The organism is Baaleninema simplex PCC 7105 (assembly GCF_000332355.1).
GTDB lineage: Bacteria > Cyanobacteriota > Cyanobacteriia > Cyanobacteriales > Geitlerinemataceae > Baaleninema > Baaleninema simplex.
Genome location: NZ_KB235958.1, coordinates 3,603,182 through 3,625,460, shown reverse-complemented (window position 1 = coordinate 3,625,460; position 22,279 = coordinate 3,603,182). Strand labels below are relative to the sequence as shown.

The window sequence follows — 22,279 nt, the reverse complement described above, 5'->3', positions numbered from 1 at the left end:
TGGTTATTGAGGTAGATGGCGCACAACATTTTACGCCGGGAGCATCTATTTTAAGTAATGAGTAAAAATACTTAAGCCAACTCGCGATTGAGATAAGCACAGCGTAAACGCAACATGGGATTGACATTCTCTCGATTCCACTGCGCTCCGGAAATCTTCATTCTCAAACCAATGCGTTTAATAGTCGATTCAACTTCCCCCGAACCAATGACCTGGCCGTTTTCCTGGCGTTGGGCATAATTCGGTAAGCGATGAGAATGGCGCTCTATATAGTTGAGGAAGTTGACCACTTCTGGAGTACGCCACTGGCCGAACTCGGCCCCCGCGGCTTCGACCTCACCCTGCCACAAATGCTCTCGTACCGCTTCTAAACGTTGGTTTGAACCCCCAACCCGATGCAGATTTTCTATCAAGTGATACCAGTCGAGGATTTCCTGGCGTTGGGATTCCTTGAGGCAATCACGAGCCAAATTCCAGACACCGGGATGACCGTCGGCCACGACACTCACCGACTCAGCCCTTGGCTGTTGGCGTACCCAGTCGGCCAATTGAGCGTTGTCTTGAAAGACGGCGGCACAAACCTGTCCGTGTAGAGCAATGGCTTTGTAGTCGCGCCAGAGACTTTCTTGTCCTTTAGGGGTGCGTAGTCGCACCTTGCCACCATCAACACTCATTTCCCTCACCGAGTCTTGGCTTTGGCTCAATGACAGTGCGTTTTGGCGGGCTTGGCGATGCTGAGTGCCGTGAGAAACCTTGACCCCAGTCAGGACTTCGATATCGACTTCAGCGTTAGCGAAGGATTCGTTGGCACAAAGGAGCAACGAACAACGTTCTAGATGAGGACTCACTCGTGTGCGGGGCTTAACCTTTAAGCGTTTGGCTTGATTACTGGTTAGGGAGACTTCTCCAATACAGCTGCGAATTTTTCGTTCTCGTCCGCTACGAGTCTGGCTGCTTTGGGCAAAAAAATAGGGCCAGTTCCGGGCCAAGGGTTTCGAGCCAGTGGTCGCGCAGGCTCAGCTCGATGCTCTCGAAGTCTTGGACTTTCTCTTTAGGGGTATTTTGGTACAGGATATCGGCGATCGTCTCGGCAGCTTGTTTGAGTTTTTGACGTTCTTCTGGGGTCATTGACGACTGGGGAATGCTTTCCTCTCTATTCTCGAACCTCTGTCAATGCGTATTTCTACTCATTGCCTTAACTAGATGCTCCCCTTCTAATCTCATCCTCCATCCTTATCTAAAAAGATTTTCAGTCTCTCATCACTCCAGATTTAGCAATTTCGGCCGGATCGGGAAGTTTTAAGGTGGCGTATTCTTGATACAGAATATCGAAGAAGTTTTTTATTTTATTTTCAAAGGGTTCTCGCCCGAATTTACGACTACGATCGCGTGCGTTTTGACTTAGAGTTTCTAATAACTCCGGCTGGTGTATCAGTTGACGAGTCCGCGCGCAGAGTTGCTCGATCGAATCGATTAAAAACCCCGATTTTCCCGATTCGATAATTTCTCGCTGTCCGCCACCGTTAAACACCACGGGAACGCAATAATTTTGCATGGCTTCTACTGTCGCCATTCCGAAATGCTCGAATCTTTCGGGATCGAATTCGTGCAAACCGCTTAAATGCCAAAATATTTTCGCTTTAGCATAGAGCGATTTGAGTTCGTCCAGTTCGGCGTTGACGTGCAGTTCTACGATGCCTGAAACGGTTTCGAGCTGTTTTTCAACCTGTTGAAGATAGCCGTTTTTGGGGCGACTTCCACCGACTAGGATGAGTTTCCAGGTTTGGTGAATTTCGGGATTTTCTCGACAAATGCGATCGAAGGCTTCAATGAGTTCGAGTTGTTTCTTGGTTCCGCCTTCTTCAAAGCGTCCGACTGCTAAAATAATATTCTCTTTTTCTCGTTTTTCTCCCTCCATTTCTACAGGCGGATAAATTAAAATACTGGGATTGAGACGCCAGCGTTTTTGAAGCCATTTTGTGGTATAATTACTATTTACAACGATAAACGTATAGCGATCGACTGCGAAATATGCCGTGCGATAACTGTCGGGGAAGTGACAGAAAAAGACAGAAATCGGCGAGAGCGGCGTAACTTTGGTAAGTTGGTTGGCGTTGAGAAAAATGTCGTAATGTTGGCTTTCTTTGGCGATCGCATCGAAGGGATTTTTTCGATCTGCCGTCACCCAAGTTGCATCGATGTGACGAGCGCCTCGCTTTTCAAAAAACGGTAACGGGATAATTTTGACGGAACATTGAGATAAATTTAACCCGTACCAGGATTCGAGTTGTGCGATCGCCACCGGACGGTTGCCGATAAACGTAATGTCAAATCGATCTTGTAAAATCGAGGCGAGAGTGGCTAAATATCGCTGTCCGCCGCCGATGAAATGCAAGGCCGGATCGTAAATCGCGATCGAAGGTTTGCGATAGCCGAGAATCACCTCGACTCGCGCTAAAAGCTTATCGATATCCCGCGCGCCGTAAACTGGCGATAACCGCTGACACAGTTGGGGAAGAACGGCGTTAACAGTTTTTTCAGGATGGGATTCGATCAGTTTTTTAAACGTCACTAGCAGCGTATCGTAGAGTAAACTGTAGTGTTTTTCGATCCAAAATACCGAAGTCTGAACGCCGTGAAGGAGTTCTTGAGGTTCGTGTTTGGCGAGGTATAAAAAGCGATTGCGGTTGCAGAAATAGGCGGTTAAGCCAGTTCCAGCACTCGACCCTCCCACCTCGTGTTCGACGAGGGCGTAAGGGACGTAATGCAGCGGCCACCCCTCTTCGTAACAGCGTTTCGAGTATTCTACATCCTCGAAATACATGACGAACTCTTCGTCTACGGGGCCCACGTGGTCTAAACATTCACGACGAAACAGCGTCGCCGCCCAGCACAACCCCTCGACTTCCATCGGTTTGTCGAACTGTCCCTCGTCCGGTTCTCCGAATCCGATATCTTCCCAGTAGAAATCGGGAAGTCGTCGATGACCGACGCTGTTGATGCGTCCGTCGGGAAAGCGGATTTTCCCCGCCGCTGCACCTACGCGAAAGTGGTCTTCCAGGTATTCGACGAGGTGACGCAACCAGTCCGGGTGAATTCGGGCGTCGTTGTTGAGAAACGCCACGTATTCTCCTTGAGAGAGTTCGACGCCTAAGTTGAGGGCGGCTGCGAAATTGTTGCTGCTGTTGACGAGGGTGCGGACTTGGGGAAAGGTACGGTTGATATACTCGATCGACCCGTCTTTCGACCCGTTATCAACGGCGATAATTTCAATGCGATCGCTCGGGTAGTTTGAGGCTTGCACCGCCTCGAAACAGCCTCGGAGATGGCGCAAGCCGTTGTAATTGACGACGACAAACGAACAAAACGGGAGAGCATTCGTCATGGTGTGGTTTGCTGGCGTTCGCGGATCAACCGTTCGATCGCGCGTTTGTGCTGATGTTGGGTGGCTTGAATGCGATCGATCTGCTGTTGCAAGTTGTCGATCGCGGCGTCGTAATCCTTTTCGTCTGGGGATTCGAGACTGTCGAGTCGTTGAGAGAGGCGATCGATCTCTCGACGACATTCAGCAACGCGATCGAGCAACACCTCTGCAACTCGCGCGTTCGCACCGTTGTACGCCACCTGACGCATCAAAATCGGTTTGAGAACCTTACGACCGATTTTCCGCACCTTTCCCAACACGCGCCCCAAGCGATTCAACGGGGCGAGGGGAACGTTGTAAATATCCGCCCCGCGCTGCATCAATCGCAAATCTTCCTCTTCACCGTCTCGCAGCGTCTCCACCGACTCCCCCATCGGTGCGGGGGCGTCCTCGATTCCGATTTCCGCCGAGAGGCTTTGACGCACTTGGCGCAGAATTTTCGCGTTATCCACAGTTCCGTAATCCCCGTTTCAACTTACCGATTAAGCTAACTCGATCTGACAGTCATCGCCGACCATAAACCGCAAGGCTTTCGGACGAGGACGGGCGGCGCCGAGGTGGGCGCGACGACCGATCAAGCTATCGACGATGCGTTGGTGAATACCTTCGATTTTCGCCTCTTGCAAGATTACACTGTGTTCGAGATCCACGTCGATCAAGCGCACGTTGTCGGCGATGCTGCTGTAGGGGCCGATAAAGCAGTTTTCCAGGTGACAGTTTTCGCCAATGACCACAGGGCCGCGAATTGAGGAGTTTTTAACGGTGGTTCCCCGCCCGATTTTCACCCGTCCGATCGCTTGGCTGCTTTCGTCGAGTGCGCCGTAAATCTCGGTTCGGACGTCGCTATCGAGGATAATTTGGTTGGCGCTGAGGAGGTCGTCTTTTTTCCCGGTATCTAACCACCATCCGTCGAGAATGCGAGATTCGACGGGTTGCGCGCGATCGATCAGGTTTTGAATGGCGTCGGTAATTTCTAACTCGCCTCGGGCTGACGGTTGAATTTGTGCGATCGCCTCGTGAACGTTGGGGGAAAAGTAATAAATTCCCACCAGTGCTAAGTTCGACGGCGGAACTTGCGGTTTTTCCACCAGTTGCAACACGCGCCCGGACTCGTCTACTTTCGCCACACCGAAAGCGGTGGGGTTCTCGACGGGGCGCAGCAGAATCAAGGCGTCGAGGTGATGGGTTTTGAAGTCGTGGAGAAACGGCGTCAAGTCGTTTTGAATGAGGTTATCGCCCAAATACATAATGAAGGGGGAATCGCCGAGGAACGGTTGCGCGATTTTTACCGCATGGGCGAGTCCGGCGGGTTCTTCTTGCAGAATGTAGGTGATGCTCGCGCCGAAGCGATCGCCGTTTCCCGTCAGGTTTTTGACTTCTTCTCCAGTTTCGGGGCTGATAACAATACCGATATCGGTGATTCCAGCGGCGACGATTCCTTCAATTCCGTACCAGAGAATCGGTTTGTTGGCGACGGGAACCAGTTGTTTCGCCCCTGTATAGGTTAGCGGGCGAAGTCGGGTTCCTTTTCCACCGGAGAGAATCAGTGCTTTCATCGTGAGGAAATTGAGTAAAACGACGGGTTAGCGGTGCGATCGCGTTCACATTATAGGCTTAGGCGATCGCGTGGCGATCGCGCCACCTGGGAAGTGGGACGATTTCGTACCGGGAAAAGTTCGTCGTGGGGGCGATCTGCCGACTCATACTTTTGCCACCCTGTCAACTGTGGCGAAGATAATATAGAAGCAGTGCGACAGGAGCGAAGAGCCAATGCAAACTCGGGAAATCGTTTTACCGCTGGAGAACGGCGATCGCTTGACGCGGGAAGAATTCGAGCGACGCTACGATGCCATGCCGAATCTCAAAAAAGCAGAATTGATTGAAGGAGTCGTGTATATGGGTTCTCCAGTACGGCTGAATCACGGCCAACCTCACGCTCATATTATGGGATGGCTGTTCGAGTATGCCAGCGAAACACCTGGCGTTTGCGTGGCAGATAATACAACAGTACGCCTCGATCGCGAAAACGAACCGCAACCGGATGCGTTGTTGAGACTTGAAAGAAACGGGCGATCGACGGTAAGTCCAGATAATTATATTGAAGGCGCGCCGGAACTCATTGTTGAAATTGCCAGTAGTAGCGCCTCTTACGATTTACGAGAAAAGTTACGAGTTTATCGTCGCAACGAAGTACAGGAATATTTAATTTGGCAAGTGTTCGATCGCCAGTTTGATTGGTTTCAATGGCAAGCGGGGGAATACGTGACGTTAGAACCGGACGAAGACGGGATTCTTCAAAGTCGAGTATTTCCCGGTTTGTGGTTGTCGGTAGACGCTCTTTTGGCGGGGGATCTTCGAGAAATTCGGCGAGTTTTGGAGTTGGGTTTGGAGACGGAAGAACACGTGAATTTCGCTCGAGAATTAGAACCAAACTCTGCAAGAAATTGCTGATTTTTTTACAGATTAAGAATTTTCGATATCACTGTATAAAAAGAAGGCTCAAATCGCTAGGACTTACGCAGTTCAACCGAAATTACAGTGAACTACCACTCATCATCGCGAGGCGATTGATGAGTGGCTTCCAGATTCACTGGGAATTGCCTCGGGAAGCATCGAACGAATCCGACCTCCCTTTGGCCTTACATTCCCTCCACTGGCAGAAGCCCCGGTTCCCGAGGCCCATATCCGCAAGCCTTCATTCTTGATGTTGATTGCCGCATTGATGTCCCGGTCGTGGACTCGCCCACAATGGGGGCATTCAAACGATCGCACGTCGAGTCCCATCTTGGGGAGCGGCAACAGCGTTTCAGAGCAAAGGTGAGTACTGGGGAAGAATCGATCCACTTCTAGATAAACCTTCCCTTCCCCCTCTGCCTTGTATTTGAGCCGGGTCGAAAACATTCCCCAGCCCACATCGCTAATCGCTTTGGCAAGGCTGTGGTTCTCGATCATGTTCTTCACCGCGAGATTCTCTACCACAATCACTTGGTTTTCGTTAACTATCTTGCGGGATAGCTTGTGGAGAAAATCCGCTCTGGAGTTAGCAATTTTATTGTGAACTCGCGCCACCAACCGTCTGGCTTTTTGACGGGAATTCGACCCCTTCTGTTTCCTCGAAAGCTTGCGCTGTTTACGTTTTAGGTTGCGCTCGTGCTTTTTGAGGTGACGGGGATTGTTGTATTTTTCACCATCAGAAGTCACCGCAAAATGCTTCAATCCCATATCGATGCCAATGGCTTTGCCGTCGGCATTGGGTTCGGGTTTTTCCGAACCGTCGTCGATAAGGATTGAAACATGATAACGACCGTCAGGATGGCGACTGACGGTTACGGTTTTGATTTGCCCTTCAAACCAACGATGAACGCGACAGTACACTTCTCCAATCTTGGGAAGGTGCAACTTATCGCCTTCGAGTTTGACGTTTTGTGGGTATTGAAGGGATTGCCGTTTGTGCTTACTTTTAAATCGTGGATATCGAGCGCGTCCCTCAAAGAAGTTAACGAAGGCTCTCGAGAGGTTGAGTACCGAACTTTGTAGACATTGAGAATAGGTTTCTCCAAGCCACTCAAGCTCTCGCTTCCATTGCGGAAGCATTTTCTTGAGTTCCATCCCAGAGATGCCTTTCCCCGTTTGGCGGTACGCTTCGGTTGTCAGTTGCAGAGAACGATTCCACACGAAACGGCAGCAGCCAAAGGCTTTTGCCAGGGCGACTTCCTGCTCTTTCGTGGGATAAATTCTCAGCTTGACGACTTTCATTAGAGGCAGCTAGCTTTGCACTAAGGGCAGCATAACAGATCGAACGGCTTGCCCGCAACCTTACCGCCGCGATTCATCTACGCTTCAATCGGAGATTAGAAACGTAGGATTCTCGCGGTTCAGGCTAAATGGAGAGGTCGGTGAGCATTGCCCACCCTACAAATGATGTAGATACGTAACTCCCGATCGCTTGCATTCCTTTCCAGATAACGGCTACAGACATTTACCCTACACACCCAGGTCGGAAACGCTGTAATATCTTACCGTTGCGAAACGCGATCGCTGTCTGCACCGATCGACGCTTGGAGAATATACAAATCGAAGGGCGACTCGCTAATGACTTGACTGTAATTCGGCGTTAAATAGGCTTTAGCCTCGAGGTTATCGAGTAAATACACCTGAAGAAACGCCAAAGGAATCGCTCGGGCGTAGTCTTGCGTGAGTCCCACATCCGGTTCCACTAGATCGGGAACGTCGGGAACCAGAGCGTGAGTCAGTGCGGTCATTTCAGTGGTGTGGGACTGTCCGGCCACCAATGCAAAGTACTTATCCGTGACGGTCAACCAGCCAAAGGACTGTTCTTGTTCTAACACCAGCGGCGTAACGGGATCGAGGGTTCCCCCAGCCATTAACACCGGAACGCTGACGCTGGCGAGACCTTTCGCACCGAAAATACTGCTGTTGACGGGGTTCGCGGTGACGATCGCCCCCACGCGAGGGTCGTGGAAATCGTAATCTCGGCGAGGGAGTTCGAGGGCGCGACATTGCAGCAGTAACGAGACGTTCACCGCGTTTACACCATAGGTACAGTCCCGTTCGAGATTCTCGAAGTCGATGACTGCACCCGCCACGGCGAGGGCGGTATAGCCGCCGAAGGAGTGACCGATAACGCCCACGCGATCGAGTTGTAGGCGTCCGTCAAACTCCGCGTCGTTGCGTCGTTCCAACTCGTCGAGAACGAAACTGATATCGGCCGGGCGATCGATAAATTCATCCACGACAAACATCTCGGACGTCGCCCCCCGGAGAAGGTCTTGCTGTTGGATGTAGTTGCTGCCAATATGTTCGGGAGCGGCGACAACAAAGCCATAAGACGCCAGTTGTTGGGCGATATGGGCGAAAGCGGCGCGATGGGAGCCTAAGCCGTGGGAGATAATGGCGACGGGAATGCGAGGATAGGGGAAATTTTCGGGAATGTAGACATCGACGGGAAAGGTGCGATCGCGCGAAGCGTCGTAGAGTTGCAGAGTTTCGACACGATAGCGGTAAGACCCCGGTTGTCGTAAATCGGGCATTTGGTTAAAGTCGATGTTACCCAACGAAGCGGTTTGAAGGTCGGCGAGTTCGGTCACGCGATCGATCGCCATGTCGGTCGCGTCGATGGTATTGGTAACTTGGTCGGCCACCTCGAAAATCCTCGGAGCGTTCAACCAAAGTCCGTAAGAGGGATAGTTTCGCAGAACGTCCAACACGCTAAACCCGTCGGGATCGCTAGCTGAGAGAATCGCGGCGGCCCGAAGCGACTGGCCGCCGTTGGTGCGCGATCGCGTTTGAACCATCTCGCCAAGATAGACCAAGAGACTTTCACCCATTGGCGAATAGAGAAATTGCGCCACGGGAACCGGATCGATATCGTACTTTTCTTGAAGAAACGTCCGAAATTCCGCTCGTTCTTCGTCGTTGAAAAACTTCAGGTAAAATCCGAGTTCGTCGGAGACTTCACCGGTTTCTGAAAACTGTTCTAAATCCGTGACGGAAACCGAGAGTTCGATGGGGCCGATCGCAAAGCCAATCCGTTCGGCGGCGTTAAGGGGAAGGGAACTTAGGGACAGAGACAGCAGGCTAACGAAGAGAGGAGAAAGGGAGAGGGGGAGAGGGGGATAAGGGGAGAAGGGGAGAGGGGGAGAGGGGGAGAGAGAAGATAGAGTTCGACGCCATCGCGATCGCAGGTGACGGGTGAGGCGATGGAAGGGTTGAAAACGACTTGTTCTCTTGGAATCTCGTTCGATCGCAGTTGACGTTTTCATAAATCCCGCGAGGGTGGAGTGTGGACGCGCTCGTTCGCCAAACGGCGAGGGTTTCGTACAGTTCTCGGTAACTTTCTCTACGATCGCAATGGCGATCGGTTTTTCCGGTCTCGTCAATTTTAAAGCTTCGATCGCCTCACTGTGGCAGTTTAAAAAGCGATCGGTTAAAATCGACCGCAACGCTTCAAAACACTGGATTTTTTCCCGCCGTGTCGGACTGTCCTATCCTTCAAACTCGTCCGTCGTCCCCGTCGTTCGTGGGGATACCCTGGGGCTGTCCGCAATTTCCCGCCGACGTACAGTTACGACCCTATCAGGAAACAGCAATCCGCAGTTGGTTCGCCAGCAACGGACGGGGAACCTTGAAAATGGCCACCGGAAGCGGAAAAACTATCACCGCTTTGGCGATCGCCACTCGGCTTTACGAAACACTGGGGTTGCAAGTCTTGGTGGTGGTCTGTCCCTACCGTCATTTGGTGACGCAGTGGGCCCGAGAATGCGATCGCTTTCATTTGATGCCGATTTTAGCCTTTGAAAGCGCCCGTCAGTGGCAAAGCGAGGTAACGCGACAACTCTACCGCGTGCGATCGCACAGTCAACGGTTTCTCACCGTCATTACCACCAACGCCACCCTCATCAGCGAGTCCTTTCAGTCTCAATTGCGCTATTTTCCCGCCAAAACCCTCATCGTCGGCGACGAAGCCCACAACCTCGGCGCACCCCGTCTAGAAGCCTCCCTTCCCCGTCACATCAAACTCCGCTTGGGACTGTCGGCGACGCCAGAACGCTATTTCGACGAAGGGGGAACCGACGCCTTACTCGACTATTTCGGCGCGGTATTGAAACCGGAACTCACCCTCGCCGACGCCATTCGCGCCGGAGCGTTGGTTCGCTATACATACTTTCCTGTTTTTGTCAATCTCAACGAAACCGAAAGTCGCCACTACGCCCTACTCACTCACCGTATCGGTTGGGCGTTACAGTCGCGCGATCGCGAACCGGAAGATTTGACCGCGTTGTTAATGCGTCGCGCTCGTTTGGTGGGGGCGGCGTCGAACAAAATTGCCGCCTTGCGGGAAGTGATGCGATCGCGACTCCACACGAGCCATACGTTATTCTATTGCAGCGACGGCACGGACGCCGACACTGACGAACCGCAACTCGACGCCGTCGTGCGCTTGCTAGGGAGCGAACTCGGCTATCGCGTCAACACCTACACCGCCGAAACCTCCGTCTCACAACGGGAACAGCTTCGCACGCAGTTCGAGTCGGGAGAGTTGCAGGGATTGGTGGCGATTCGCTGTCTCGACGAAGGGGTGGACGTTCCGGCGATTCGCACTGCCATGATTCTCGCCAGCAGTCGCAATCCACGTCAGTTCGTCCAGCGTCGGGGTCGCATTTTGCGTCCTCATCCCGGGAAAGAACGCGCCACGTTGTTCGACACCATCGTTCTACCTCCCCAACTCGATCGCCAAACCTGGGACGTCGAACGCAATCTCTTAAAAAAGGAACTCCAACGGTTCGTCGAATTTGCCGATCTCGCCGAAAACGCCGCCGAAGCCCGGTTGAAGCTGTTAAAACTCCAGCAGCGATACGGGTTGCTCGATATTTGAAGACAAGGGAGACAAGGGGACAAGGAAGATACACATCATCTCCTCATCTTTCTTCGGCACGGAGACCCCCGCTATACCCGTAAGGGTTAGCGGTGGGAGGAAGTGCCGCCTCCAATGTTAGGTTTACATCGTTTTCTGGATGAATTAAAATGGGAACATGACTCAAGCAATAACGGTTAAATGCAAGCTGATAGTTCCAGCCGAGTTGACCGAAAAGATCGATGAGACTCTGGTGGGCTTTGCTGAGGCTTGCAACCAAATATTGCAAACAGCTAAAGAACACAATGTCTGGAACACGACCAAGCTGCATCACCTGACGTATAAGCCAGTTCGAGAAGCCACCGAACTCAAAGCCAATCACGTTTGTCAGGCAATTCGCCGCGTCGTCAATCAACGAAAAGCCACCCAACAAATCCACAAGTTTCGCCCCACCAGCGTTAGTCTCGACGTTCGGACATTCAAATACATTGAGTCCAAACAACAGGTCGGTGTGACTCTGAAGTCGGGACGGGTCAACTTCGATTTGAAAATCGGTGGCTATCAAATCGCGCTGTTGCGAGGACAAACCCCCACCAGTGCAACGCTGAAGAAAACCCGACAGGGGGATTACTACATCAACATCGTTGTTGAAGTCCCTACCCAACCGAAGGGGAGAACCCCCAAAGTTTTGGGAGTCGATCGGGGTTTGCGAGATATCGCCACCACATCCACCGGGAAATCCTGGGAGGGAGAGAAATTGAGGGCGACTCGCGAAAAGTACGTTCGTGTTCGAGCCTCGATTCAAGCCAAACGCACCAAGTCGGCGAAACGCCTCTTGAGAAGGCTCTCTGGGCGTGAATCGAGGTTTCAAAGTTGGGTCAATCACAACATCAGTAAGGAACTCGTTCGAGAAGCCAAAGCTACCGAGTCTGTAATTGCCTTCGAGGATCTCACGGGGATTCGACTGAACGTCAAGCTCAGGAAAAAGACCCGAACCGAAATTCACCGATGGGCGTTCTACCAACTTCAACATCCCCCCTTCGCCCCCCTTCCCACGGGGGGGTGGGGGGATGCGAACATCGCCGGAGTGGAAGTCGTTACCGTCGATCCTCGCTACACTTCCCAAACTTGTTCTCGATGTCACCACGTTCACCCCGAACGAGGTAAATCCTATCGCAACGGCAAGCGGTTTAAGTGTGGCTTTTGTGGCTTTGAACATGATGCTGATGTAAACGGAGCGTTAAATATCGCTCAACTGGGGGCTGTTGTAACTCAGCCTGAAATCTCGACCTATGCTTGTCAGTTAGAGGGGCAACTGAGTTGGTTCCCGGTAGGTACGGGTTAGGGATAAAGCCCCCGCTATACCCGTAAGGGTTAGCGGTGGGAATAGTTACCTCCGCGTTATCAATTGTCAATTATCAATTGTCAATTGCAGAACCGTCCCTTTTGTGATAAGAAGACTCCTCAAGGTGGCTTACAATAGCTGCGCGAACTGACACAGTTAAGTCGATCGAATTTTTCCAAACTTTACGGAAGGCTTATGAACCCAATTCGCTCCTCGATCGCCTCTCGATGCGTTCGGTTTTTCGAGCGCCCCTTTTGGTTTTTTAAGAGCGTTCGACCCCGACGTTTTCTCTGGGTGGGACTGACCGTCGCCACCTTGCTGCTGACGCAAGTGTACGCCTACGCCCGTCCCTCGCAACCCGGCGACCTGGCTACGTCCCCAACCACCTTTAACGGTCACGAATTTCGCGGTGTTTGGGCGGCGTCGGTCGTCAACATCGACTGGCCGTCCCGTCCCGGTTTGTCCACGTCCCAACAACAAACCGAACTGATTCGCCTGCTCGATCGCATGCAGGAACTCAACCTCAACGTCCTCGTCCTGCAAGTGCGGCCCGCCGGAGACGCCCTCTATAACTCCAGCATCGAACCCTGGAGTTACTGGCTGACCGGACGACAAGGTCAACCGCCCTCGCCATTTTACGATCCCTTAGAGTTCGCGATCGAGCAAGCCCACGCTCGCAACATCGAACTGCACGCCTGGTTCAACCCCTACCGCGCCAAACTGGGAACGAACTACGACTTCGCCCCAAACCACATGGCGCGACAGTTTTCGCAATACGCCTATCGTTACGGGAACCTCGTGTGGATGGACCCCGGCGCGCCGGACGTGCAAGACCGCACTTACGAAGTGATTACTGATGTGGTGCGCCGCTACGACGTAGACGGAATCCATCTCGACGATTACTTTTATCCCTATCCCGAACCGGGGGTTGAGTTTCCCGACGCGCAAACTTACGGACAGTATCGCAAAAACGGCGGACGCCTCAGTCGTAACGATTGGCGGCGACAAAACGTCAATACCTTGGTTCGTCGGTTGTACGAGGGCATCAAAGCCATTAAACCGCAGGTGAAGTTCGGGATCAGTCCCTTCGGCATTTATCGACCGGGACAACCTGCGGGCATTACCGGAATGGATCAATACGATACGATCTACGCCGATCCGAAATTGTGGTTAGAGCAGGGTTGGGTGGACTACATGGCACCTCAACTGTACTGGCGCATCGACCAACGAGCGCAAAGTTATCCGGTACTGTTGGATTGGTGGCTGTCGCACAATCCCCACGGACGCCATATTTACGCCGGAAACTATCTCAGCAAACTGGACAACCAGGAGTGGCGCGTCGGGGAATACTTGCAACAAGTGGATATTTCGCGACGGTCGGCGTTGCGCGGGTCGTTGGGGAATATTTTCTTCAGTATGAAGGTGTTTTCGGAAAACCGCTTCGGCGTGAACCAGGTGTTCCGAAGTCGGCTGTATCAACGTCCGGCGCTCGTTCCACCGATGCCTTGGTTGGACGCGATCGCCCCGGACGCGCCCCGTGGTGTCGAAACCAGTGCTAACTCGATTCGCTGGCAACCGGAGTATTCTGAGGACGTAAAATCTCTAGCGTTGTACGAACAACTCGGCGATCGCTGGGAGTTGAAACAGGTTCTCTCTCGGGATAAAACCCGCGTGACGGTAACGCCGGGACGCTATGCCCTGCGAACCGTCGATGCGGTGGCCAACGAAAGTGAGGCGATCGTGGTTTCGGTCGGTTCTTAAGACAGAGAATCTAATTGTGAGGGCGATCGCACGGCCGTACTGCTGGCGATCGCCCTTTTTCTTCGATTTCTTGCCACCTCCACCCCAGCGATGCGATCGCATCGCTTATTCCTGCGCTCCGGCTTGTCGTAAGAGTTGGACAGCGCCGCGATTGTGGTTGTATTCGGCGATCGAGAGTGCGGTGTGTCCCCCGTGATTTTTGGCGTGGAAATCTGCGTCCGCGTTGAGGAGTAGGCGCAAGGCGGCCAAGTTCCCGAAACGGGCAGCCCACATCAAGGGAGTCGATCCCGAGCCATCGGCGAGGTTGCAGTCTACCCCTGCGTTCAACAGGATGGCGATCGCGTCGGTGGCGTTTTTACGAGCGGCGAGGTGTAAGGCGGTATGGCCTTCAGCATTGGGGGCGTTGACATCCGCGCCTCCTTCAGCCAACAGGCGCACCGTTTCCGTATCGCCGCTGTTGACGGCCACGAAAAGGGGGGTTTCGCCTCGGTTGTCGGCGTTGAGATTCGCACTGCGATCGCGCAACACGCGCACGATTTCGGCGTGGCCGTGGAGTGCCGCCACCAACAGCGGCGTGTCGCCGGGATGGTTGCGGCGATCGACGATCGCTCCCCGTTCGACGAGATATTTGACGACCTCCGTTCGACCTTCTAAAACCGCCCAGTTGAGGGCAGTTTCTCCGTTTTCGTCTTCAGCTTCGAGACTCGCTCCCGCCTCGAGGAGCGCTTTGACGAGGTCGAGGCGGCCGTTGGCTGAAGCGGCCATCAAGGGCGTACTGCCGTCTCGGTTGCGAGTGTCGGGGTCGGCTTCACCGGACAGTAAGGCGTTGACGATTTCGAGATTGCCGCGATCGGTGGCTAGGGTCAACGCAGTATCGCCGTCTTTGTCCGGGCGATCGACGCGAGCGCCTCTCGACAACAACGCTCGGATCGAGCCGAGATCGCCCCGACGCGTCGCTTCGATTAAAACCGGAGAACCGTCGGGGGCTTCAGTGTCGGGATCGGCTCCGGCTTTTAAGAGGGTTTCGACGATGGGTTGGTAGCCGTGCGCGACTGCCAAGTGCAGGGCAGTATCGCCGTCGCGATCGCGCACGTTAGGATCGGCACCGCCGTCCACCAGAGCGTGAACGATCGCCGTATCGCCTTTTAAGGCGGCTGCCATTAACGCCGTACTGCCGTCTTCGTTGCGGGCGTTGGCGTTGGCACCTTTGGCTAACAGCAGGCGCACGGCGTCGGTGCGGTGGTTCGCCGCAGCCACCATCAAGGCTGTAATGCCAAAGACTTTTCGCGTGCGATCGATTTCAGCCCCAGCCTCGATTAAAGTTCGCACGATTTCGGTCGCCCCGCGTTGAGCGGCGAACATTAATGCTGTCGTCCCGTCGGTATGGCTGGCGTTGGGGTCGGCTTCTCGCTCGAGCAGGCTTTTGACGCTCTCGAGGTCGCTGCGTTTTACTGCTTCGAGAAGCCGAGAAGTGAGGGGAGTGTACGCCACGGGTGAAGCTCCTGTCGCAAATTCGTCTGACAATGCCCGAAAAAAGCTAGGAATACTGTACCCCGTTCGCGATCGCTTCTACGCATTTTGCGATGAAAGTTCTCGTTGAGTCGTGGCGCTCCCGAAAACGAATCTCATACAAAAGACCTGGAGAGGAACGTTTTTAAAACAGTCAATATTTATCTCGATATTTCCAAGATCGCGATCGATCTCGGCGATCTCTCGGCAATATGGAAGTAGAGACGTACTCCGAACGGTTGACGTCTCGATCGCATTTGCAGCGGAGGAATCGACGATGACCCATGTATTTCAAGATCGCATCGAAGCGGGTCGAGTCCTCGCGTCCCGTCTCGAACGTTATGCCCGACGCGACGATGTTGTAGTGTTGGGCTTGCCCCGAGGCGGCGTTCCCGTCGCCTTTCAAATCGCCCGCGCCCTGGATGCGCCCCTCGATGTCTGCTTAGTTCGCAAACTCGGCGTTCCCAACAACCCAGAACTGGCGATGGGCGCTCTCGGAAGTCGCGGGGACATCACGACCAACGAGAACGTCGTGCAGTCGTTACGGGTGAGTCAGGAGCAGTTTGAAGCGGTCGTTCGCCGGGAACGTCAAGAGTTACAACGTCGCGAAAAACGGTATCGCGGTCGTCGTCCTCCTTTGGAAGTGCGCGGCAAAACGACGATCCTCGTCGATGACGGTGTGGCGACGGGGGCGACGTTGATGGCCGCGATCGCGACGCTACGACATTGCCATCCCGCCAAAATCGTCGTGGCGATTCCCGTGGCCGCCCCGGTCGTCTGTGAGAAACTACGAACGAAAGTCGACGAGTTGGTTTGTGTGTTGGAGCCAGAACCGTTTAATTTCCTCGGGTTGTGGTACGCAGACTTTTCGCAAACGACGGACGAGGAAGTCTGCGGTCTGCTCGAAATTGCGGCTTCAGAGCGAAACTCCCAATCTCAGAACGGATCGAGCGACTTCAAAGCGTTCTCGACCTTTTAGCCTCGATCGAACTTTTTTAAAATTAATTTTCTTGTTGTTGAAAATTGAGTTAAATTGTCAATCAACGAACAGAAACAAGCAACAAACGAGCGAAAACAATATCCGAATCGCTCGTTTATTTAGGGTTTGCTGAAAAAGTTATCAAAAGCTGGGGGTGGAAAATGAACAAGAAGCCGTCTTGCTCAAGGTATAAATCTGAATTGACTTAACTCGTCCACTTTATAAGTTACAATAATATTTCTCGACAAAATTATGAAGTTTGGGAAAAATTGACACAAAAAAAGACAGTAAAACTGCCGGCTCAGCTTCACCAGGTTCATCACTAAAAAGGTCAGAGCGATGGAGGTTTCCGAAGTATTAGGCAGTTTAGCCATAACACGACTTAAGCTGAATCTTCTTTTGGCTTGTCCAAATTTCCCCTCGATTGCATTACGAATGCGCTCATCTTCCTGGGCTTGTTTTTTGGCTTCTCGGCTGAGGTTTTTAGGAGGTCTTCCTAAAGGCGGTCCGCTGAGACGAATTCCTCTTTCTTTACACCAAGCTCGATTAGCTCGGGTTCGATAAATTCGATCGGCGTGAACCGATGAGGGGTAAACTCCCGTATAGTCTTTGTAAGCTTCGACTTGCGAGATTAAATCTCCACTTTCATTATAATTATCCCAACTAATTTTTTCGAGAAATACATATCCTTCTACACAACTGACTGATAACTTAGCCCCGAATTCCGTAGGACTTGCTGCCTTGCCTCTGACGATTGGACGGAGATGAGGTTGTGTTAAACTGACGATGCGATTTTCGATTTTATTTTTATGATTTGACCACATCCACTGCTGTTGACGGGTAATTTCACTGGAGACTAATAAATTCCTGTATTGCCTTCGGCTTAAGCATTCTAGGCTCGCTCCTTTCTCAATTAATTTCTCAATGTTTCGGAAGTTTCGTTGAAGATATTGGAGTTGTTTTTTGACAGCATTTCTTCTTTCTTTGCGAGAGGGTCTCCTCTTTTTGGCAAATTTGAGATACTCTTTTCGGGCGAGTTTTCGGTGGGTTCTAGGTTTTTTAGACAGTTGGCCCTTCAGGGATTTATATAAAATGTCTAGGATGAGTTCGGTGGTTTTCCTCGCTTGATTTAACAGTTCGACATCGGTGGGGTATTTGATATCGGCAGGTGCGACGGTCGCATCGATTAAGAGTTTCCCTCTATTTTCTTTTCTTCTTTCGACTCCTTCTGACTTTTTTGTGCTAGATTCCTCCCGTTGAAATCCTCGAGCTTGTCGGACAATTCTTCGATTTATTTTTTGAAGTAGAGAGCGACCAATCCTTTGCCGAAAATGAACCATCATTGAAGGATCGAAAGGCGCTTCGTTTCGATAACTCTTTTCCCCGATAAAATACTGTAGGTAAGGGTTTTCTTTAATTTGTTCGACAGTTTCTCGGTCGCTTATTCCCAATTTTTCTTTAATAATTAAGGCTCCCAGTGCCATCCGAAACGGTTTCGCTGGCGCTCCCATTTCCTCAGAAAAATTCTGGGCATATTCTTCCTCAAATTCTGCCCAGGGAATGAGGTTCGCCAAAATTACCCAACGATTTTCTTCACACAACTTGCCTTCAAAAGGAAGTTCAAAGGCTTCTTCGGGCGCGTCAGGATTTTGTGATTTTCGATACATTTTTTCTTGCCGGATGCACGGGAATTTCCAATTTTACCTCTTTTTCGGGTTCTCGAAGCCACGTCAAGACTCCTCTAAGCCTTACGTCGTAAGCTTTTCACTTCTTTTCAGCAAGCCCTATTTATTTTTAATAGTCCTGAAGAACGACAATTCGATCGCCCGACTTCGAGACCTGTAGCGTCCGACGTTTCGATCGCGAGTCGGCCGACCACTCAGTCGTTATCCCAGGTTTCGCAACCGAGTAAATCGATAATGCGATCGCGCAACAAGTAATCGTGACGTTCGAGTTCCCGTTCGACAGTTTCCCATTCCCGTTGGGGAATGTACTGACATAACGTATAAATCGGCTGATGGCGACTGAGAACCCCCCGCGATACGAGATCGCGAGCTTCCGTAACGATGACGTCGAGTGAGTAGCGAGTGATTGTAACCATGACTTGAACTTCCTCCCCAATCCAACTGAGATCGCTTGTGGGAGTTGGGAAATTGCGGTATCGGCTTCCCCTTCTATTGTCGTTGGATTTCTGTGGGGAGGGAACGAGTATTAATACTCTGTAACGTCCGTTACGGTTCCGGGGGCGTTTCCTCGTCCGTCTCGTTAGGATCGATCTCGTCGGAAGTCATTTCGTCGGGCGTCAACTCATCGGGAGTTATCTCGTCAGTTGGAGATGGCGTCAAGCCGGGAATCGGCGATCGCGTTCCCGAATTCGGCGGTGTCGTGGGCATCACCTCGAAGGGACTGCGGCGTTGGCGGTTACGTTCCAACGGATCGGTATCGCTCTGCTGCACGACCAACATCACGCGATCGCCCCCTACCGAACGCAGTACGTCCATAACCTGTAAAACGTCGTCGTACTGTGTCATAGGATGGCCGCGCACCAAAACCGAACTGTCTGGATTGTTTTGTAAATGAACTTCGAGGCGTTCGGGGAGTTCTTCAAAATCAACCTGTTCTTTTCCCACGTAAACGCGTCCGATGGGATCGATCCCCACGAGAAAATTGCCGCTGACCGTTTCTCCCGTACTGGCTTGGGGAAGATTGCTCGAAATGGCCTGTTGGCGGGTCAACCCCACCGCTCCCAGGATAAAGAACGTCAAAATACAAAAGATGACGTCCATCAAAGGAATAATTTCGATGCGAACGTCGTCGTTAGACGAGCCGAGATTGATTTTCATGGGGTCAGTCGTGAGCGAGAGTTAGTACGGTGAATGAAAACGAACCCGTTAGCGATCGCCGATCGCCTCAGAATCTTTCGCCTCGGACACGCGAGTTTGAAACTCGTTCGTATCGGAGTCGCGAACCTCAGAGTCCTCCGCATGGCGATCGAGACGTTGCAACCAAAACTGGCGATATCGTAACTCGAGTTCGTTGCCGCTGCGACGGAACAACTTCGCTTGGTTGAACACGAAGGCTTGAAACAGGCGGTAAAAGGCCAAACTCGCGATCGCGACGATCAGCCCCGTGGCGGTACTGATGAGCGATTCGCCGATTCCCAACGTCACCCCGCTCGTGGCCGTAGTTCCCAAATCGCTGATGCTCAGAGATCCCAGAGACTCGATCAATCCCAAAACCGTTCCCAACAATCCCAGCAACGGCGCTAGGGCGATGACCCCTTCGAGAATTTTATCGCCCTGTCTCATATTGGCCAGTTCTTCGTCCGCCGCAGACTCCAACGCCAACTTAAACAGCTCGGGATCGGCTTCGTGCAGCTTCAACGGCGCGTAGAGAAACCGTCCGATGGGGCGATCTCGCGCTTGACGGGCGATTTCTTCAGCCAGTCCCCAATCTCGCTTCGCCCGATCTAAGACGCGATCGACTAACTCCCGTTCCTTACGTAGCACGCGGCTCCAAAACCACAGCCGTTCTACCACCGTCGCCACAGACAAAACGGAAAGAACCAGCAGCGGAATCATCGCGACTCCGCCTTTGTCGAACAGTTCTACAATATTCACTCTCGATGTTTTCCTCCGAATCGATCGACAAACCGAATCTCGAGGCGCGATCGCTCCTTCGAGGTCGCGCGCCGCCACTGCGGTATTGGTTGAGATTGTACCGAATCTCGAAACCGAATCTCGAAGCAGACATTTGGCACGATTGTCGCCTACGATCCGGTAAAGGTCGATCGCGAGCTGCGATCGCGACCGTCAACCGTCAGGAGTTGGAGATGTTTGGGGCGAAGTTCGGTCAACCGTTGTGGCAAAAGCTGGTAGAGTGGCGCGGCGCGGCCGTCGGCGGCTTGGGCGTCGGGGCGATCGTCTTGGCGTTGCGGGGACTCGGTTGGTTACAACCCCTCGAATGGGCGGCGTACGATAAATTTTTCCTGATGCGTCCTCCCGAACCCCGCGACCCTCGCATTACTATCGTCGGCATGACGGAAGGCGATATCGAAATGCTGGGATCGCCGATGTCCGACGAAGATCTCGCGACTCTCATCGAAACCCTTGCCGCCTTTGAGCCTCGAGCGATCGGTCTCGACTTTTATCGCAACGTTCCCGTCGAACCAGGGTACGATCGCCTCGCGGACGTGTTCGAGTCTACCCCCAACCTCTTCGGGATCGAGAAAAAAGTCGCCGACGATCGCGGACAAGCCATCGGACCGCCACCGGTTTTGGCCGAAAACGATCGCGTGGCCGTCAACGACGTTACGATCGACGCCGACGGAAAACTGCGGCGCGGATTGCTGTTCCTAACCGACGACAACGGCGTGTCGCGATCGAGTTTGGGACTCGTCCTAGCGTGGTTGTACCTGGAAGCCGAGCCGAATTTCGATCCCGCCGCCCAAACTCACCCGGAATACTTACAACTGGGGCCGGCGGTCTTCGTCCCCTTTGAAGCCAACGATGGCGGCTACGTTAGGGCTGACGCGGGAGGCTATCAAATTTTACTGAACTTTCGCGGACCTTCGGGCAGTTTCGCCACGGTATCGGTGACGGAGGTTCTCGAGGGGGCGATCGATGGCGATCTGTTTCGCGATCGCATCGTTCTCATCGGGCCTTTGGCTCCCAGTCTCAACGACTTTTTCTATACGCCCTACAGTCGCAGTTTGTTTCCCGACTTCTTCACCTCTCCCGACGACACCACTGGCGTTGAAGTCCAAGCTCACTTGACCAGTCAGATTCTCAGCGCCGCCCTCGACGATCGCCCCCCGATTCGCGTTTGGCCCGAACCTGCTGAGGCGCTGTGGATTCTCGCCTGGTCTCTCTCGGGAGCGGCGTTAGTCTGGAGGCTGCGACAACAGCGTTGGACCGTTTTGGCGATCGCGCTAGTTGCGATCGCGCTAGTTGCGATCGCGTACGGAGCATTTCTGCTGGGGTGGTGGATTCCCCTGGCCCCGCCGTTGTTGGGGATCGTGGGGTCGGCGGTGGCCTTGACCGGTTATATCGCCCATCTCGAGCGTCACGACCGCCAGTTGATGATGCACTTGTTCGGCCGTCACGTCACGACGACCGTAGCCGAGGAAATTTGGCGACAACGCCATCAAATTCTGCAAGAAGGGCGTTTAGTGGGACAAAAAGCCACGGCAACGGTTTTGTTTACCGATATTAAAAACTTCAGTACCTTCGCCGAGGAAATCGACGCCGAACCCTTGATGCAATGGCTCAACGAGTATATGGAAGGGATGGCGGAAGTGGTTCTCGACAACCACGGCGCGATCGATAAGTTTATCGGCGATTCGGTTATGGCAGTCTTCGGAGTTCCCATCGTGCGAGAGTCCGAAGCTGAAATTGCCGCCGATGCAGTGGCGGCGGTACGCTGTGCGGTACAGATGGGGCAGAAGTTGCGGGAACTCAACCAACGCTGGAAACGCAACGGACAACCGATTATTTCGATGCGTGTCGGCATCGCCACCGGCCCCCTCGTGGTGGGGAGTTTGGGGAGTTCTCAACGGGAGGACTATACGATTATCGGCGACAGCGTTAACGTGGCCGCTCGTTTGGAGAGCTTTGATAAGGAACTCGACGGCGGCCTCTGTCGCATTTTGATCGGCGAATCGACCTATCGATACGCCCAAGGACAGTTTCCGATCCAACTCCTCGGCAGTGCTTTACTGAAGGGACGGCAGAAACCCGTCAAAATTTATCAGGTGATGTGGGAAACTTCGCCGATGTCGCCATCGACGACATCTCAAAAAATTACGTGAAATTGCGGATAGCGACTTCAAAAAGCGGTATGTTAAGGTAGGTTAAAACCCTTACATTAACCCTTACAACAAATTTC

General features: G+C 52.8%; 17 protein-coding genes. 6 read left to right on the top strand and 11 right to left on the bottom strand.

The window, feature by feature from the left end; genetic code table 11:
- Window positions 1–71 precede the first annotated feature (71 nt).
- From GEI7105_RS0118490 to GEI7105_RS0118470, 4 genes are all read right to left on the bottom strand, one after another.
- Window positions 72–1,128 (bottom strand): ISKra4 family transposase gene (locus tag GEI7105_RS0118490; RefSeq protein ID WP_445958273.1). Its coding sequence is split into 2 segments (ribosomal slippage): window positions 72–972 and window positions 971–1,128, totalling 1,059 coding nucleotides; the frame shifts between segments, so codons are not numbered across the junction.
- A 121-nt stretch (window positions 1,129–1,249) separates the two neighbouring features.
- The gene (locus GEI7105_RS0118480) at window positions 1,250–3,385 is read right to left on the bottom strand and encodes a glycosyltransferase (RefSeq protein ID WP_017661917.1); all 2,136 of its coding nucleotides are present in this window, start codon (window positions 3,383–3,385) and stop codon (window positions 1,250–1,252) included.
- Window positions 3,382–3,876, bottom strand: a complete 495-nt coding sequence (locus tag GEI7105_RS0118475; protein WP_017661916.1) for a hypothetical protein — start codon at window positions 3,874–3,876, stop codon at window positions 3,382–3,384. The genes GEI7105_RS0118480 and GEI7105_RS0118475 overlap by 4 nt, the downstream gene beginning before the upstream one ends.
- A gap of 30 nt (window positions 3,877–3,906) precedes the next feature.
- Complete coding sequence (locus GEI7105_RS0118470) at window positions 3,907–4,980, bottom strand: glucose-1-phosphate thymidylyltransferase (protein WP_017661915.1); 1,074 nt, start codon at window positions 4,978–4,980, stop codon at window positions 3,907–3,909.
- A gap of 214 nt (window positions 4,981–5,194) precedes the next feature.
- On the opposite strand from GEI7105_RS0118470, the gene GEI7105_RS0118465 reads away from it, so the two are divergent.
- Window positions 5,195–5,875 (top strand): Uma2 family endonuclease, encoded by a 681-nt coding sequence (locus GEI7105_RS0118465; protein ID WP_017661914.1) that lies wholly within the window; start codon window positions 5,195–5,197, stop codon window positions 5,873–5,875.
- Between the two features lie 102 nt (window positions 5,876–5,977).
- On the opposite strand, the gene GEI7105_RS0118460 is transcribed toward GEI7105_RS0118465, so the two are convergent.
- Together GEI7105_RS0118460 and GEI7105_RS31225 are read right to left on the bottom strand one after the other, a co-directional pair.
- Entirely contained in the window at window positions 5,978–7,180 is a 1,203-nt protein-coding gene (locus GEI7105_RS0118460; RefSeq protein WP_017661913.1) for an RNA-guided endonuclease InsQ/TnpB family protein, read from the bottom strand.
- A 260-nt stretch (window positions 7,181–7,440) separates the two neighbouring features.
- Window positions 7,441–9,387 (bottom strand): alpha/beta hydrolase, encoded by a 1,947-nt coding sequence (locus GEI7105_RS31225; RefSeq protein WP_017661912.1) that lies wholly within the window; start codon window positions 9,385–9,387, stop codon window positions 7,441–7,443.
- Between the two features lie 77 nt (window positions 9,388–9,464).
- Here GEI7105_RS31225 and GEI7105_RS0118450 point away from each other — a divergent pair, with 77 nt between their 5' ends.
- The 3 genes from GEI7105_RS0118450 (at window position 9,465) to GEI7105_RS31220 (ending at window position 13,905) form a co-directional block, all read left to right on the top strand.
- Window positions 9,465–10,820, top strand: coding sequence for a DNA phosphorothioation system restriction enzyme (locus GEI7105_RS0118450; RefSeq protein WP_017661911.1), 1,356 nt, complete (start codon window positions 9,465–9,467; stop codon window positions 10,818–10,820).
- Window positions 10,821–11,082: 262 nt separating this feature from the next.
- On the top strand, window positions 11,083–12,144 hold the full coding sequence (locus GEI7105_RS0118445; protein ID WP_245555431.1) for an RNA-guided endonuclease InsQ/TnpB family protein: 1,062 nt from the start codon (window positions 11,083–11,085) through the stop codon (window positions 12,142–12,144).
- A gap of 195 nt (window positions 12,145–12,339) precedes the next feature.
- Window positions 12,340–13,905, top strand: a complete 1,566-nt coding sequence (locus GEI7105_RS31220) for a glycoside hydrolase family 10-like protein (RefSeq protein ID WP_017661909.1) — start codon at window positions 12,340–12,342, stop codon at window positions 13,903–13,905.
- A 105-nt stretch (window positions 13,906–14,010) separates the two neighbouring features.
- On the opposite strand, the gene GEI7105_RS0118435 is transcribed toward GEI7105_RS31220, so the two are convergent.
- A complete protein-coding gene (locus tag GEI7105_RS0118435; RefSeq protein ID WP_026097768.1) occupies window positions 14,011–15,396 on the bottom strand; it encodes an ankyrin repeat domain-containing protein in 1,386 nt (461 codons plus the stop codon).
- A gap of 295 nt (window positions 15,397–15,691) precedes the next feature.
- Between GEI7105_RS0118435 and GEI7105_RS0118425 the strand changes: the two genes are divergently transcribed.
- Window positions 15,692–16,393: a phosphoribosyltransferase gene (locus GEI7105_RS0118425; protein WP_017661906.1), complete on the top strand. Its 702-nt coding sequence runs from the start codon at window positions 15,692–15,694 to the stop codon at window positions 16,391–16,393.
- Between the two features lie 182 nt (window positions 16,394–16,575).
- On the opposite strand, the gene GEI7105_RS0118420 is transcribed toward GEI7105_RS0118425, so the two are convergent.
- The 4 genes from GEI7105_RS0118420 to GEI7105_RS0118405 form a co-directional block, all read right to left on the bottom strand.
- Window positions 16,576–18,060 (bottom strand): IS5 family transposase, encoded by a 1,485-nt coding sequence (locus GEI7105_RS0118420; RefSeq protein WP_017661905.1) that lies wholly within the window; start codon window positions 18,058–18,060, stop codon window positions 16,576–16,578.
- A 212-nt stretch (window positions 18,061–18,272) separates the two neighbouring features.
- Complete coding sequence (locus GEI7105_RS0118415; RefSeq protein WP_017661904.1) at window positions 18,273–18,494, bottom strand: DUF4327 family protein; 222 nt, start codon at window positions 18,492–18,494, stop codon at window positions 18,273–18,275.
- Window positions 18,495–18,624: 130 nt separating this feature from the next.
- Window positions 18,625–19,236, bottom strand: a complete 612-nt coding sequence (locus GEI7105_RS31215) for an ExbD/TolR family protein (protein ID WP_017661903.1) — start codon at window positions 19,234–19,236, stop codon at window positions 18,625–18,627.
- A 48-nt stretch (window positions 19,237–19,284) separates the two neighbouring features.
- Window positions 19,285–20,013, bottom strand: coding sequence for a MotA/TolQ/ExbB proton channel family protein (locus tag GEI7105_RS0118405; RefSeq protein WP_017661902.1), 729 nt, complete (start codon window positions 20,011–20,013; stop codon window positions 19,285–19,287).
- Between the two features lie 5 nt (window positions 20,014–20,018).
- Between GEI7105_RS0118405 and GEI7105_RS0118400 the strand changes: the two genes are divergently transcribed.
- A complete protein-coding gene (locus tag GEI7105_RS0118400) occupies window positions 20,019–22,202 on the top strand; it encodes a CHASE2 domain-containing protein (RefSeq protein ID WP_017661901.1) in 2,184 nt (727 codons plus the stop codon).
- The last annotated feature ends 77 nt before the right edge of the window (window positions 22,203–22,279 follow it).